Annotated in this window: 1 protein-coding gene; it reads right to left on the bottom strand. The window is 69.9% G+C overall.

Annotated elements, in window-relative coordinates:
* Positions 1 to 292 (bottom strand): exodeoxyribonuclease VII large subunit (locus D9V41_RS17415; protein ID WP_279432370.1); only part of this gene is annotated, 292 nt, incomplete at both ends.

Raw genomic sequence — 292 nt, forward strand, 5'->3', positions numbered from 1 at the left:
GACGAGGTCGAGGATCGGGGTGTCGGGCTCGTGCCCGATCGCACTGACTACAGGTGTGGTGGCGGCGTGGACCGCGCGGATGAGGGCCTCGTCGGAGAACGGAAGGAGGTCCTCGACGCTACCGCCGTCGCGCGCGATGACGATGACGTCCACGTCGTCGTGGTCGTCGAGGAGGCGGAGCTCGGTGATGACCTGTCCGGCGCATTGACCGCCCTGCATGAGGGCGTGCCGGACGTGGAGCGTGGCGCCGGGCCACCGCAGTCGGACGTTCTCGATGACGTCGCGCTCGGCC

This window comes from Aeromicrobium phragmitis (assembly GCF_003674095.1).
In the GTDB taxonomy this organism is placed as follows: Bacteria; Actinomycetota; Actinomycetes; order Propionibacteriales; family Nocardioidaceae; genus Aeromicrobium; species Aeromicrobium phragmitis.